Source organism: Streptomyces sp. NPDC102514 (genome assembly GCF_055584525.1).
Genome location: NZ_JBVJLW010000028.1, coordinates 32,111 through 46,067 on the forward strand (window position 1 = coordinate 32,111; position 13,957 = coordinate 46,067).

A 13,957-nucleotide genomic window follows, 5' to 3' on the forward strand; every position below is an offset into this window, starting at 1 on the left:
ATGGACCGACTGGCGCTGGACGGCGGCCCGCCGGCGGTCACCGTGCCCCCTCCGCCCGCCTGGCCGCAGCTCTCACCGGCGGCCAGGGCGCGGGTGGAACGGCTGCTGGACGCGGGTGAGCTGTCGGACTACGACCACGGCCCCGTGCTGGCCGAGTTCGAGCGGACCGTCGCCGGCTACCACGGCCTGCCGTACGCGCTCGCCTCGTCCAGCGGCACCGACGCGCTCCTGTGCGCGTACTTCGCGGTGGGGGTCGGCCCGGGCGACGAGGTGCTGGTGCCGTCCTACAGTTTCCACGCGACGGTGGCCCCGCTGTTCCTGCTCTCCGCGGTCCCCGTGCTCTGCGATGTGGACCCGCTGACGGGGAACGTCGATCTCGCCGACGCCGAGTCGCGGGTCACGGAGCGGACCAGGGCCGTCGCGGTGACGCATCTGTGGGGCCACCCGGTGGAGTTGACGGCGCTGGGACGGCTGGCCGGCCGGCACGGCCTGAAGGTGGTCGAGGACGGCTCGCACGCCCACGGCGCCCGGTACCGCGGCCGTCCGGTCGGCACCTTCGGCGACGCGGGGGTCTTCAGCCTCGGCGCGCGCAAGATGGTCAGCGGTGGCATGGGCGGCGTCCTGGTGACCGCGGACGAAGAGGTCTTCCGTGCCCCGCAGCGCCTCGGCCACACCCATGAGCGGGCCGGTCGCGCCCTGCCCGCGGCGGACGTCGCGGTCGGCCTCGGCGGCAATCACCGTATCGGGCTGCCGGCTGCCGCGATCTGCATCGAGCAGTACCGCGACCTGGACGAACGCATCGCCGTCAAGACAGCGGTCCTGGAAGGGCTGAGCAAACGGCTGTCGGGCATCCCCGGGCTGCGGCCCCCGTACACGGCGCCGCACGTGACACGCGGGGGCTGGTACGGCTACAAGGCGCGGTACGTCCCCGAGGAGCTGGACGGGCTGCCGCTGGACGACTTCGTCACCGCGCTGCGGGCCGAGGGGCTCGACGTCGGCCGTCCCTCCAACCGGCCGCTGCACCGGCAGGCGATGTTCACCGGCCACCGGCTCGAACCGCCGTACTACCGGCCCGGCCGGCCCCGCCCGCTGTACCGGCAAGGGGAGTTGCCGGGCGCGGAGCAGTACTACCGGTCGAGCCTGAGCTTCCCCGCCCCGTTCCTGCACCACCCGTGCGACGACCTTCTCGACGCGTACCAGGACGGCATCCAGAAGGTGGTGAGGAACGTTGGACGCATCATCCGGGCGGCCCGCTGAGACGGGCGGCGCCACCACGAAGATCTCGGTCCCGCCCAACGCCTTCTACGTCCCCTCCCCCGTCGTCCTGCTCACGACGGTCAGCGAGCAGGGCGAGGTGGACGTGTCGGCGATGTCGGCGGTCGGGGTGGTGTGCCTGGACCCCGCGATCATCGCGGTGGGCATCAAACCCCGCCGCCACACCTACAAGAACATCCGCCGCACCGGCCGCTTCGTGGTGAACCTGCCGCTGGAGAAGGACATGTGGGCCGCCGACTTCACCGGTACCCGGTCCTGGCGCCGCAGCGGCGACAAGGTCGCGGAGTCGGGCCTGGAGATCCGTGAACTGCCCGGGACCGGACTGCCGTACGTGGAGAGCTGCCCGATCGTGATGGCCTGCGACGCCGTCGGGCACCTCGGCCGCAAGGAGCTGAACCTGGAGGCGGCGCCGTCCCACCAGACGGTCCTGGGCCGGATCGCCGAGTGCCTCGTCGACGCGGAGTGGCTGGGGCAGGACGAGGTGCGCCTGGAGGACATGCCGGTCCTCCTGTATCTCAACCGCGTCTACGCCCGGCGCGGGCCCGTCCTCGGCGAGCAGCGGTTCACCGACGATCCGCGCAGGCGCAGGGACCGGATGCGCGCCTACCGCAGCCTCGGCGGCACGCACGACACACACGAGGCACATGACGCACACGAGGCACACGGCACGCACGGCGCCCACGACACGCACACGATCCGGAAAGAGGAGAGGACCCCATGAACCTTCCGCCCGTGCTGGAGAACGCGCACGCACAGATCGTCCCTGCCCTGCGCTCCGCCTTCGGTCGACTCTCGCCCGAACTGCGGGCGGTGGTCGACTACCACATGGGCTGGCGCGACGCGAAGGGCCGACCGGTCGAGAAACAGAGCAGCAAGGGCGTACGGCCGACGCTCGCCCTCCTCGCCACCGCCGCCGCCGGACGCGCACCCGACGAGTCGGCCATCCCCGGAGCCGTCGCGGTGGAGGCGCTGCACAACTGCGCCTTCCTGCTGGACGACGTGATGGACGGCGACCGGCACCGCAGGCAGCGCGAGACGGCCTGGGTGGCCTTCGGGAAGGGCATGTCCACACTGGCCGGCACCTCCCTGTTCGTCCTCGGGAACGCGACGCTGCTGCGTTCGGACTCGCCCCACCGGCACGAGGCGGTGGCCCTGTACGACGACACCTTCGCGACGATGCTCGCCGGTCAGGCCCTCGATCTGGAGATGGAGGGCGCGCGCGAGGTGAGCGTCGAGCGGTGTGTGCGGATGACGGAGTGGAAGACCGCCTCGCTGATGCGCTGCGCGGTCACCATGGGCGCGGTGCTCGCGGGCGCCCCCGCCCCCGTGCTGGAGCAACTGCGCGTCTACGGCGAGTCCCTGGGCGTCGCCTTCCAGGCACGGGACGACCTGCTGGGCATCTGGGGAGCCGCCCATGAGACGGGCGGGCGTCCGCCCGGCTTCGACCTCAGGGCCCGCAAGGCGACCCTGCCCGTGGCCTTCGTGCTGGAGGAGCAAGGGGCCGTTGCGGACCAGCTGCGTGATCTCCTGCTGCGCCCCGAACCGAGCGACGAGGAGGTCGCGCGGGCCACCGAGCTGGTCGAGAAGGGAGGGGGCCGGGAGCGTACGGCCGAGCTGGCGTCGTCGAAGGTCACCGACGCGCTGACGGCACTGGAGTCCCTGGATCTCGCCGAGGACATCCGGCGCGGCTTCGCGGAGATCGCCGCGATGGGCCGCCCCGACCACTGACCCGTACCACCACTGCCCCCTGCCACCCCTGGCCCCTGGCCCCTGCCACCCCTGATCCATACCACCAGTGATCCGCACAGCGAGGCACCTGGACGGAGCGTGCCGATGACCCGGTCATCCGAACGTCAGGACGTCGACCAGACCAGCACCCAACACGCTTACCACCGGGGCCTGTTCCCCGCTCTCTACGACTGGGAACGGACCGAGCGGGCGATCGTGGAGTTCAGCGAGGACAGCCGGCCGAGCGGGCTGCTCGGCCTCGACCAGATGGGGCACTTCGGACCGCACGGGTGCGATCTGGTCGCCGAGGTCGTCCGCGAGGCGTTCCCCCGCCGCGTACCGGCCCTGTGCGAACTGGGCAGCGGCTTCGGCGGGGCGCTGCGCCACACCGTGGACAGGCTGGCCGCGCACGGTGTCGACGTGGGCCGGGCCTACGGCGTCGACCTGGTGCCCGAGCACTGCGCGGTCAGCCGCCGGATCAGCGCACGGCAGGGCCGGGCCGCCGCGGTGACCGAGATCTGCGCGTCCGCCACCGACGTGCCCCTGCCCGACGGCTCGCTCGACGTGGTGGCGGTCACCGGCTCGATGCCGCACTTCCCGCGCCCCGGCGAGGTGTTGCGCGAGGCCGCACGGCTGTTGCGGGCCGGCGGACTCCTGGTGCTGACGGAGGAGGTCAGTCTGACGCGGGGCCGACGGGGGCCGGGCCCCGCGTTCCGCGAGTGGCATCCGCCCGGCGTCTTCTTCACCACGCCCGTCGACGAACGGCTGGAGCAGCTGCGCCGGGCCGGATTCATCGGCGCCACCGAACGGCCCCTGCGGCAGTGGGCCATCGCACTCCTTGAGGAACGGCTCAAGGTGGTGAGCATCTTCCGGGGCAGCGCCGACGGCATCTTCGGCGAACGGTCGGTCGAGTCGATCCGCGCGACGCTCGGCACCGCCCGGAACGAGTTCCGGGCGGGCCGGATCGTCCCCATGCTGCTGTCCGCCCGCCGGGCCGCCGACCCGCTCCGCACCACCATCCCGCCGACGACGATGACGCGGCGTCGGACCGAAGGGACCCACTGATGCGAGAAGAGACCCAGTCCCAGCTCGTCCAGCGTCTGCTGACACACATCGACGAGGCGACCACCGATGTCTCGGAACATGTCTCCCTGCGGTCGAGCGGCCCGTACGGGGACGAGGAGGTGTACCGGCGTGAAGTGGACCAGATCTTCCGGCGGGAGCCCGTCATCGTGGCCCACGTCACGCAGTTGGCCTCCCCCGGCGACTACGTGGCCGACGACCTCTTGGGAATCCCGTTCCTGCTGGTCAAACAAGCCGACGGGGAGATACGCGGCTTCGTCGACCTGTGCCGTCACCGCGGTACGCGGCTGGTCGCGCCCGGAGCGGGCAGGTCGGTGGCGGACGGATTCACCTGCCCCTGGCACGGCTGGCGGTACGGGCTGGACGGCGGGCTGTGCGGGATCACCGACCGGCGCCGCGGGTTTCCCGAGATCGTCATGGCGCGACGCGGACTGCTCCCGCTGACCACGGAGGTACGGCACGGGTTCGTGTGGGCCACGCCCGACGCGGAGAGCGGGCGGGGTGCGACGGCTGTAGCGGATGTGGCGAAGCAACTTGGCCCACTGGACGCCGAGTTCACCGGACTCGGCCTGGACACGCACTCCTTCTACGGCCACTCCGCCCGCCCCGGACGCTTCAACTGGAAGCTGGGCATCGAGGCGTTCCTGGAGACCTATCACTTCCGCTGGCTGCACCCCGCCATGAAGAAGTACGTCTTCGCGCCCGACCTGTCCCTGGTGAACGGCATCGGCAGGCACGTACGCCTGGTCGCCCCCAAGAAGTCCGTGCTGGAGAACCGGAACCTGCGCCCCGCGGACCGGCGCATCCGCGATCACGCGACGATCGCGTACGTCCTCTTCCCCGGTACCGTCCTGTTCCTGGAGAAGCGGCACCTCACCGTGATGTCGATGCGGCCCACGGCCGTCGACACGTGCGACGTGCGCTTCCTGCACGCCGTTCGGGAGGACACCCGTCACCGCCGGGCGTACCACGACGACAACATCGGCAAGTTCATGGACGCGGCGGCCGAGGATTTCGCCGCGCTGGAACTGGCCCAGGACGGGTTCGGCCGACCGGGCACGGTACGGGCCCCCGGGCACGAGACCGTCGTGTTCGGCAGGAACGAGCGGGGCCTCCAGCTGTTCCGCGCGACCGTGGACGCCGCCCTGTCGCAGAAGGACGCCGGCCTCCCGGAGAAGGAGGACCGGTGATGACCACGTCCGCTCCCGGGTTTCATCTGGCCCTCATGGGCATCGACGGGGTCGGCAAGAGCACCCTGATCCAGGAACTCGCCGGGACCGCCCGAAGCCAGGGCCTCCCCGTACGCACCATCTCCTGGCGCAGCGTCGTCGAGGAGGAAGTCGCGGAGGAAGGGGAGGAGTTCTCCTTCCCGAAGGCGGAACTGCGCCGGCTCTGGGTCGAGTCGTTCCGCGCGTACTTCGGCGGCGCCCGCACGGCGGAGGGCGCCCCCGTCGAACTGCCCACCTCCTTCGAGGACTTGTACGCGCGCGGCGGCACCGAGTACCTCAACGGTGTACGGGTCCACGGTCTGCGGCCCGACGGCGCGCTGGCCTCGGCCTGGATCGAACTCGCCGCCAATACCCTGCTGCACCAGGCCGTCATCGAACCGGCCGTCACCGAGGGCTGCGCGGTGCTGCAGGAGTCGTACGGCTACAAGCATCTGCTGAAGCTGTTCGCGTACACCGAGCATCTGTCGCCCGCGATGGCCGAGAGCGCGTCGATCGGCCGCGCGCTGGTGGCCGACTACTTCGGCCGGGTGCTGCAGCCCGATGTGGGGGTGTATGTGGCCGGTGACCCGCGGACGGCACTGCGCTGGCGGCAACGGCAGTCCGCACTGGGCACGTTCGAGACGTTCGCCTCCTCCGGGGAGAGCGCCGAGTCGTCGTTCCTGCAGCTCCAGGAACACACCGCGACGGCCTTCGGGACGTTCGCGGAGACCCACGGCTGGACGCGGGTCGACGTCCTGGACGTGCCCCGCGCGCAGAACCGGCGCCGCATCCTGGCGGCCCTGGCCCGCAGCCCCCTGGCCGACCGGCTCGACCTCCGGGAGTTCGATCTCAGGGACGCCGGCCTCAGGGAGCACGATCTCAAGGAGACGGGGGCACGATGAAGAATCTGGAGCTGCGTACGGAGCTGTTGTTCGAGCTGAGGGCCGAGGTCGAGAGCCGGCTGGACATCGGGGACACCGCGTTCGGGCGCCGCCGCCTCTACGTCGTCTCCGGCGGCACCTTCACCGGCCCGCTGCTGCGCGGGGAGATCCTCGGCGGCGCGGGCGACTGGCTGGTCCGCGGGGCGGACGGGACCTCCGAACTGGATGTGCGGGCGACCCTCAGCACGGACGACGGGGAGCTGATCTACAACCACTACCGCGGCATCTACCACGTGCCGCCCGAGGTGAAGGCACGCATGGACGGCGGGGAGGACGTCCCGCCGTCCACGTACTACTTCCGGACCACACCGCGGTTCGAGACCGGTTCCGCCAAGTACGGGTGGCTGAACCGGACGGTCGCGGTGGGTGTGGGCCGCAGGACCAGCACCGGGATCGCCTACCGCGTCTACCGGGTGCTGTGATGGCCGGGAGGCTGACCGGGAAGACCGTGGTCGTCACCGGCGGGGCGTCCGGTCTGGGCGCCGCCTCGTGCCGGCGCTTCGCCGCGGAGGGCGCCGCCGTGGTGCTCGCCGACCGCGACCTGACGGGGGCCGAGGCCGTCGTCTCGGCCATAGCCGGACACGGCGGCACCGCCACGGCGGTCCGCTCCGACGTCAGCTCCGAGGCGGACATGACGGCGCTGGCCGCGACCGCGGTGGAGCGGTACGGCCGGATCGACGCCCTCTACTGCAACGCCGGCATACCGGCGGTCGGCACCGCCCTGGTCACCGAGCGGCGCGTGTGGGACCGGGCGCTGGCGGTGATGCTGACGGGGACCTGGCTCAGCATGCGCGCCGTGCTGGCCGGCATGGTGGCGCAGCGGTCGGGCTCGATCGTCGTGCAGGCGTCGGTGGCCGGGGTGGTCGGGGTACCCGGCCTGGCGCCCTACTCGGCGGCCAAGGCGGGCGCGATCGGGCTCACCCGCCAGGTCGCGGCCGACTTCGCCCGGCACGGGATCAGGGCCAACACGATCTGCCCCGGCGCCGTCCCCACCTCCCTCGTGGACCGCACGCTGGAGGCGCAGATCTCGGCGGGCCTCAAGAGCCCCCGTACGTATGCGGAGAACCTGCGGGGCGCGGCGGAGAACTATCCGCTGGGACGGCTGGGGACGCTCGACGACGTCGTCAACGCGGCGGTGTTCCTCGCCTCCGACGAATCGACGTGGATCACAGGACAGCACTTCGTCGTGGACGGCGGATTCACCGCGGTCTGAGAGAGGAGCAGCACATGACGGTCTCCCGTACGCGGGGCATTCCCGATCCCTACCGGGCCCGACGCGGTCTGACGCCGGAGGTCGAGCGGGTGTTGCGGAGCCGGACGAACGCCACGATCGGTTCCGTGAATCCGGACGGTACGCCGCACCTGGCCCGGGTGTGGTTCCTGTGGGACGACAACAGGGTGTATTTCGAGGGCAGTTCCGCGACGAGGAAGGCCCGCAACATCGCGGCCAACGGTCTGGCGTCCGTACTGGTCAAGGGCAAAGCGGCGGACGGCAGCACCCTGGTCGCGCTGGGGCAGGGCACGGGGCGCGTCCTCACCGGCGACGAGGCCGGGGAGATCTGCGCGCGGATCAGGGGCAAGTACCTCACCGAGGAGGGCATGGACCCCGTCTCCCGCTACCTGGACGGCATCGACGACGCCGTGGGGGAACTGACCCCGGGCAGGTGGGCGACCTGGAGCCTGCGCAGCATGAAGGCGGCGATCCGCGCCCTGCCGGAGTACGAGGACGACGACACGTGGGACCGCTGGTTCCTGCCGGAATCAGAATGACCCGGACATCGGCGCGGGGAGACACAGTGGGTTTCGGCGTGCAGATCCTCGGCATCGACGGCCTGGGGAAGCGGGAGGTGCTGCCGGTGGTGGAGCGCCGCTGCGCGGCGGCCGGGCTGTCGGTCAGGCGGGTGTCCTGGCAGAGCGAACTCGCCGCGGCCGTCGACGGCGACCGGCTCGGTGAGTATCCGTACAACGAGCTGGAACGGCTGTGGCTGGAGCTGTTCCCCGTCTTCTTCGCGGACGCCACCGTGGCCGGGCGCCGTGTCGAGACGCCACGGTCGTTCGCGGAACTCCGCGACAGCGGCCTCGTGGAGCGGCTGAAGAAGTCCCGGATCACCGGCATGCGCCCGGTCTCTCCCCTGGCGACCGGCTGGCTGGAGACGGCGGGCCACAGCCTGCTCCACCACTCCGTCGTGCGGCCGCTCATCGACGCAGGCCACGTGGTGATCCAGGACTCGCTCGGGATCAAGAACGTGCTGAAGAGCCTGTTCATGGCGGAGTTCGCCGCGCCCGGGCACGCGGCGGCACTGGCCGCCGTCCGCGCCCACGTCAAGGACTACTTCGGCAGGGTCCTTTCTCCACGGGTGGGCGTCTACCTGCGGGAGGACCCGGCGCGCGTACTGGCGGCAAAAAATGCCGAGAGCATCGGGGTGTTCGACACCTATCATGCCTTCGGCGGAGACCCCGGTCGGACCTTCCTGGACCTCCAGTCCGACTGCGCGCGCGAGTACGAGAGCTTCGCGAGGACGCACGGCTGGCAGATCGTCGACGTGAACGACGCCTCGCAGGCGGCGGGTTCGGCCGCCGAGAAGGTGACACACACGATCCTCGCCGCGGCGGCGCGATGACGCGGCCGTAGGGAACCCGCTCGCGGGCGGCCGGGACCTCACTCCCGGCGAACCCTGAGGGACGGAACCGGCCGGGGTGGAGCCGACGCCCGGCCGTATGAATCCATCCTGCCGAAGGGAACCCCTGTGCCCGTGACCGCCGAAGACCTGCCCCTGCAGTTCGCCCGGACGAAGCGTTTCTCCCTCGGTGTGCCGCGTGGTTTCACCGTCTCGCCCGACGGCGAGCGTGTGCTCTTCCTGCGCACCGCGAGCGGCCGCTCCACGACGAGCCTGCTCTGGCTGTACGAGAACGGCGAGGAACGGACGCTCGCCGACCCGCTCGCCCTCGGCGACGGCGGCGAGGTCCCGGAGGCCGAGCGGATCCGCCGCGAACGGGCCCGCGAGACCAGCGCCGGAATCGTCTCGTACGCCACCGACGCGGCCGTCCGCCTGGCCGCGTTCGCCCTCTCGGGCGCCCTGTGGACCGTACGCACCGACGAGGGCGTCACCCGCCGGATCCCCACGGCGGGCCCGGTCGTCGCCCCGCGCCCCAGTCAGGACGGCACACACATCGCGTACGTGAGCGGGGGCGCCCTGCGGGTCGTACGCGCCGACGGCACCGGTGATCGCGCGCTGGCCGAGCCGGAGGGCCCGGAGGTCACCTACGGGCTCCCCGACCATGTGTCGGCCGAGTCGCTGGACCGTACGCGGTCCTTCTGGTGGTCGCCGGACGGGGACGCGCTGCTGGTGGTGCGGGTCGACAATGCGCCGGTCCAGCAGTGGTACCTCGGCGATCCGGCGGACCCCGGGCGTCCCCCGCGCGCGATCCGGTACCCGGCCGCGGGCACCGCCAACGCGCGGCTGTCCCTGCACGTCGTGGGCCTCGACGGCGGTCGCGTCGACGTCGATCTCCCCGAGGAGGCCCTGGCGCATCCGGGCGGGGAGTGGACCGACCCGGCCTTCGAGTACCTCGCGCAGGCGGACTGGAGCGGGGCCGGGCCCCTCGCCGTCGTACAGACCCGGGACCAGCGTTCGGCGTACGTGCTGAGCATCGATCCGGCGACCGGTGCGACCACGGCGCCGCACCACCTGACGGACCTCGCCTGGCTGGAGTTCGTCCCCGGAACCCCCGCCTCCACCGCGGCCACCGGTCTCGTCCTCACCACCCAGGAGGGCACGCGCGGGCTGCGGATGACCGGAACCGGGATCCGCACACCGGAGGGCATGTACGTCCACGAACTGCTCGGTACGGCGGGCGGCCGGCTCTGCTTCACGGCCGCCGAGGAGCCGACGGAGGTCCACGTCTGGTCGTACGACCCGGAAAACGGCTTCGCCCGGCTGACCGACGCGCCGGGTGTGCACCACGCCGCGGTCGGCGGCGGCACCGTCGTACTGGACAGTTCCACGCTCGACGGGCAGACGGTGACCGTGCTGCGGGACGGCGTCCCGGCCGGGCGGATCGAGGTGCTGGCCGAGCGGCCCGTGACCCGGCCGCGCCCCCGCTTCCTGACGCTCGGCGCCCGCGAACTGCGCGCGGCCCTGTATCTGCCGACGTCGTACGAACCGGTACCCGGCCGTCTCCCGGTGATCGTGCACTCCTACTCCGGGCCCGGCTTGCAGACGGTCGTGAAGGCGAGCAGGTGGCATCACGCCGTGAACCAGTGGTTCGCCGATCAGGGCTTCGCCGTGCTCTCGGTCGACGGGCGCGGCACTCCGGGACGCGACCGGGCCTGGGAGACGGCCGTCCACGGCGACCAGCTGATGCCGGTGATCGAGGACCAGGCCGACGCGGTACGCGCCGCCGCGGAGCTCTTCCCGGAACTGGACACGGGCCGGGTGGCCATCCGCGGCTGGTCCTTCGGCGGCTATCTCGCGGCGGGGGCCGTACTGCACCGGCCCGATGTGTTCCACGCGGCCGTCGCGGGCGCGGCGCCGACCGATCTGCGGCTGTACGACACGCACTGGAAGGAGCGGTACCTGGGACATCCGGACGTACAACCGGACCAGTACGACCGGTGCTCACTGGTGGCGCACGCCCATAAACTCACACGCCCCTTGCGGCTCGTCCATGGGATGGCCGACGACAATGTGTTCCCGGCACATATGTTGCGGTTCTCGGCGGCCCTGCTGGCGGCCGGACGGCCCCACAGCGTGCTCCCATTGGCAGGCGCGACTCATCTGGTGGCACAGGAAGGCGTGATAGACACCCTGCTCCGAATGGATCTCGATTTCATCAAGAAGTCGCTCGATCTCCGGACCGCCTGAACCATGCAGGTGACGTGCCCGTACCCCTAGTCGGATCGACGCACATCCACGCAAACGCACAACCATGCATTTGCACACTTGTACATCTGCACACCTGCACATCTGTGGAAGGGACCGCCACTATGTCCAGCGAATCGCTTCAGCCTGCTCCGGCACTCTGTCGTCGCACCGTCCTGGCAGCGTTGGGCGGGGCCGGGCTGGCCGCCGCGCTGACCGCCTGCGGGGGCTCCGACGACAAGTCGTCCGACTCCTCCTCGAACTCCTCCTCCGGCGCATCGACCGGATCCGCCGGCGGTGCGGTACTCGCCAAGACCACCGACATCCCCGAGGGCGGCGGGAAGGTCTTCGCCGACCAGTCCGTGGTCGTCACCCAGCCGACGGCCGGCGAGTTCAAGGCCTTCTCCACGGTGTGCCCGCACCAGCAGCAGCGCGTGAACAGCGTGGACAAGGGCCTCATCACCTGCCCCGCCCACGGCAGCCAGTTCAGCGTCGCGGACGGCGCCGTCAAGAAGGGGCCCGCGACCAGCGGACTGACCGCCGCCGAGATCAAGGTGAGCGGGGACTCGATCACGCTCGCCTGACCCGGCGGGGCCGTTTGAAGCAGGTCAGCACGTCGTCCGTGGTGGTGATGGTGGCCACCAGGGCGAGCGTGTTGCGGATCATCGCGGGGGTGTAGTCCGAGGGCACACCCGCGATGGCGTCCCCCGGCACCACGGCGGTGTAGCCGCGGTTCACGGCGTCGAACACGGTGTTGGGTACGGCCACATTGGCGGAGACACCGGTCACGACGAGCGTGCGGCACCCCAGATTGCGCAGCAGCGCGTCGACGTCGGTGCCCGCGAGGGGCGACAGACCGTGCAGCCGGCGTACGACGAGGTCCTCCGCGGCGACCTCCACGGGCGGCGCGACCCGGACCGCCGTACTGCCGGCCAGTTGCTGCACCGGCAGACGTTCGGCCGCGCGGAACAGCCGGGCGTTGTGGTTGGCGCCGCGGCCGTCCGGACGGCGCTCGGCGATCGCGTGCATCACCTGCACGCCGCTCTCGTGGGCCGCGGCCACCAGACGTGCGATCCGGTCCAGCACGCCCGACGAACGGGCCTCCCGGGCGAGTTCCGGCAGCGCGCTGTCCGGGCCGACGACACCCTGCTGGCACTCCACGGTCAGCAGCACCGTGGTGGCGGGATCGAGGAGTTCGCTGAGCGCTTCGTACGACGGCATGGCTTTCCCCTGTCGCGAACGGTCTTCCCGGTCCGCCCGAACCGGGTCGGTTCGACCGGCGGTGGCGGGCGAGCGTAGCCACCATTGCGTACGGACGGAAGACGACCCATGCTTTTCTGACGCGGCATCAGGCACCGCGTCGGAGATGCCGTCACAGTCGGAGAAGAGGGAGCCGCATGGCCGTCACTCAGCGCCGGGGCCGAAGAATCATGATGACGCCCGAGGAACTGGACGAGTTCCTGACCACCCAGCGCACGTGCCGCGTCGCGACCGTCTCCGCGGACGGCGCCCCGCATGTCAGCACGCTCTGGTTCGTCTGGGACGGCAAGTCGCTCTGGCTGTACTCGATCACACGCAGCAAGCGATGGGCCGACCTGCGCCGCGATCCGCGGGTGGCCGTGGTCGTCGACACCGGCGAGGAGTACGACCAGCTGCGGGGCGTCGAGGTGTCGGGATCGGTGGAGTTCGTCGGCGAGGCGCCGCGCACGGGCGAGCCCCACCCGGAACTCGACGCCGTGGAGCGGCTGTTCGCCCGCAAGAACTTCGGCCTGGACGAGATGCCGCACGACGGCAGACATGCCTGGATGCGCCTGATGCCCGAGGCGACGGCCTCGTGGGACTTCCGCAAACTCGCCGACCTGTAGCGGAGGGCTTGCCCTGGGGGACGGCTGAGCCGGTACGGGCGGGCCGGGTCAACCGTGTCACCCGTACGCCGCCCCCGCCGTCCGCAGCGCGTCCGCCACCGCTCTGATCGACGGGCGGCGGTCGGCGTCCGCCCGCCACACCGCGTACACATGTCTGGTGACCCGGTGCCGCACCGGGACCGTCCGCACCCCCGCCGGCACCGGACCGCGCCCGAGCCTGGGCGCGACACACACGCCGAGCCCCGCCGCGACCAGGGCGAGCTGGGTGTGATGCTCCTCCGCGCGGTGGGCGATCATCGGCTCGATCCCCTTGCCCCGCAAGGTGAAGAGCAGCCACTCATGACAGAACTCGCCCTCCTCCCAGGCGATCCACTCGTCGTCGGCGAAGTCCTCCAGATCCACCTCCGAGCGATCGGCGAGGCGGTGGTCCGCGGGCATCGCCACATCGGCGGGGTCGTCGAGGAGCGAGGCCTTGACCAGCCCCTCGGTCAGCGGCAACGGCCTGTTGTACCAGTCGAGCACCACCGCCAGATCGATGTCGCCGCGCAGCACCCCGGCCACCCCGTCCTCCGGCTCCAGCTCACGTGAGCGGACACTCAGTCCGGGATGCTCGGCGCGCAGCGCGGCCAGAGCCCCCGGGAACAGCCCGCGCGCGGCCGTGGGGAACGCGGACAGCCGCAGCTCCCCCACCACCTGTCCGCGCTGCGCCTCCAGATCGGACTGGGCGAGCTCGACCTGCGACAGGATCCGGGCGGCATGGTCGGCGAGCAGCCGCCCGGCATCGGTCAGCCGCACCCCCCGCCCGTTCTTGGCGAGCAGTTGCTGTCCCACTTCGCGCTCCAGCTTGGACATCTGCTGGGAGACCGCCGAGGTCGTCACATGCAGCCCGTCGGCCGCGCCACCGACCGAGCCGTGGCGGGCGAGGGCGTCGAGAGTACGCAGCCGCTCCAGGTTCAACATGTAAGCGATGCTACGCGATACCGGACCAAAAGTCT

Annotated in this window: 15 protein-coding genes; 13 read left to right on the plus strand and 2 right to left on the minus strand. The window is 71.4% G+C overall.

The genetic code is table 11. The features are described from left to right. The 12 genes from ACZ60E_RS42170 (at position 1) to ACZ60E_RS42225 (ending at position 11,681) form a co-directional block, all read left to right on the plus strand. On the plus strand, positions 1 to 1,257 hold the full coding sequence (locus tag ACZ60E_RS42170) for a DegT/DnrJ/EryC1/StrS family aminotransferase (RefSeq protein ID WP_469447536.1): 1,257 nt from the start codon (positions 1 to 3) through the stop codon (positions 1,255 to 1,257). Next, positions 1,229 to 1,996, plus strand: coding sequence for a flavin reductase family protein (locus tag ACZ60E_RS42175; RefSeq protein WP_469447540.1), 768 nt, complete (start codon positions 1,229 to 1,231; stop codon positions 1,994 to 1,996). Before ACZ60E_RS42170 ends, ACZ60E_RS42175 begins: the two co-directional genes overlap by 29 nt. Then, entirely contained in the window at positions 1,993 to 3,003 is a 1,011-nt protein-coding gene (locus tag ACZ60E_RS42180) for a polyprenyl synthetase family protein (RefSeq protein WP_469447542.1), read from the plus strand. Before ACZ60E_RS42175 ends, ACZ60E_RS42180 begins: the two co-directional genes overlap by 4 nt. Before the next feature lie 105 nt (positions 3,004 to 3,108). Next, positions 3,109 to 4,068 carry a class I SAM-dependent methyltransferase gene (locus tag ACZ60E_RS42185; RefSeq protein WP_469447544.1) on the plus strand — a complete coding sequence of 320 codons (960 nt, stop codon included), beginning with the start codon at positions 3,109 to 3,111 and terminating at the stop codon, positions 4,066 to 4,068. After that, positions 4,068 to 5,276, plus strand: coding sequence for an aromatic ring-hydroxylating oxygenase subunit alpha (locus ACZ60E_RS42190; RefSeq protein WP_469447546.1), 1,209 nt, complete (start codon positions 4,068 to 4,070; stop codon positions 5,274 to 5,276). The genes ACZ60E_RS42185 and ACZ60E_RS42190 overlap by 1 nt, the downstream gene beginning before the upstream one ends. Further along, positions 5,276 to 6,196 carry a hypothetical protein gene (locus ACZ60E_RS42195; RefSeq protein ID WP_469447548.1) on the plus strand — a complete coding sequence of 307 codons (921 nt, stop codon included), beginning with the start codon at positions 5,276 to 5,278 and terminating at the stop codon, positions 6,194 to 6,196. The genes ACZ60E_RS42190 and ACZ60E_RS42195 overlap by 1 nt, the downstream gene beginning before the upstream one ends. Continuing rightward, a complete protein-coding gene (locus tag ACZ60E_RS42200; RefSeq protein ID WP_469447550.1) occupies positions 6,193 to 6,657 on the plus strand; it encodes a DUF3237 domain-containing protein in 465 nt (154 codons plus the stop codon). The genes ACZ60E_RS42195 and ACZ60E_RS42200 overlap by 4 nt, the downstream gene beginning before the upstream one ends. After that, entirely contained in the window at positions 6,657 to 7,448 is a 792-nt protein-coding gene (locus tag ACZ60E_RS42205) for an SDR family NAD(P)-dependent oxidoreductase (protein WP_469447552.1), read from the plus strand. Before ACZ60E_RS42200 ends, ACZ60E_RS42205 begins: the two co-directional genes overlap by 1 nt. Before the next feature lie 14 nt (positions 7,449 to 7,462). After that, positions 7,463 to 8,005 (plus strand): pyridoxamine 5'-phosphate oxidase family protein, encoded by a 543-nt coding sequence (locus ACZ60E_RS42210; protein WP_453795378.1) that lies wholly within the window; start codon positions 7,463 to 7,465, stop codon positions 8,003 to 8,005. A 26-nt stretch (positions 8,006 to 8,031) separates the two neighbouring features. Beyond that, positions 8,032 to 8,856, plus strand: coding sequence for a hypothetical protein (locus ACZ60E_RS42215; RefSeq protein ID WP_469447554.1), 825 nt, complete (start codon positions 8,032 to 8,034; stop codon positions 8,854 to 8,856). A gap of 132 nt (positions 8,857 to 8,988) precedes the next feature. Further along, on the plus strand, positions 8,989 to 11,100 hold the full coding sequence (locus ACZ60E_RS42220) for a S9 family peptidase (RefSeq protein WP_469447556.1): 2,112 nt from the start codon (positions 8,989 to 8,991) through the stop codon (positions 11,098 to 11,100). Between the two features lie 122 nt (positions 11,101 to 11,222). Then, entirely contained in the window at positions 11,223 to 11,681 is a 459-nt protein-coding gene (locus tag ACZ60E_RS42225) for a Rieske (2Fe-2S) protein (RefSeq protein WP_384814668.1), read from the plus strand. Here the strand turns inward: ACZ60E_RS42225 and ACZ60E_RS42230 are convergent. After that, positions 11,668 to 12,318 (minus strand): cysteine hydrolase family protein, encoded by a 651-nt coding sequence (locus ACZ60E_RS42230; protein ID WP_107018647.1) that lies wholly within the window; start codon positions 12,316 to 12,318, stop codon positions 11,668 to 11,670. The genes ACZ60E_RS42225 and ACZ60E_RS42230 overlap by 14 nt on opposite strands. 176 nt (positions 12,319 to 12,494) lie before the next feature. Here ACZ60E_RS42230 and ACZ60E_RS42235 point away from each other — a divergent pair, with 176 nt between their 5' ends. Continuing rightward, positions 12,495 to 12,962 (plus strand): pyridoxamine 5'-phosphate oxidase family protein, encoded by a 468-nt coding sequence (locus ACZ60E_RS42235; RefSeq protein WP_469447560.1) that lies wholly within the window; start codon positions 12,495 to 12,497, stop codon positions 12,960 to 12,962. A gap of 57 nt (positions 12,963 to 13,019) precedes the next feature. Here ACZ60E_RS42235 and ACZ60E_RS42240 read toward each other — a convergent pair whose 3' ends face one another. Then, positions 13,020 to 13,922 (minus strand): LysR family transcriptional regulator, encoded by a 903-nt coding sequence (locus ACZ60E_RS42240; protein WP_384814675.1) that lies wholly within the window; start codon positions 13,920 to 13,922, stop codon positions 13,020 to 13,022. Between the last annotated feature and the right edge of the window lie 35 nt (positions 13,923 to 13,957).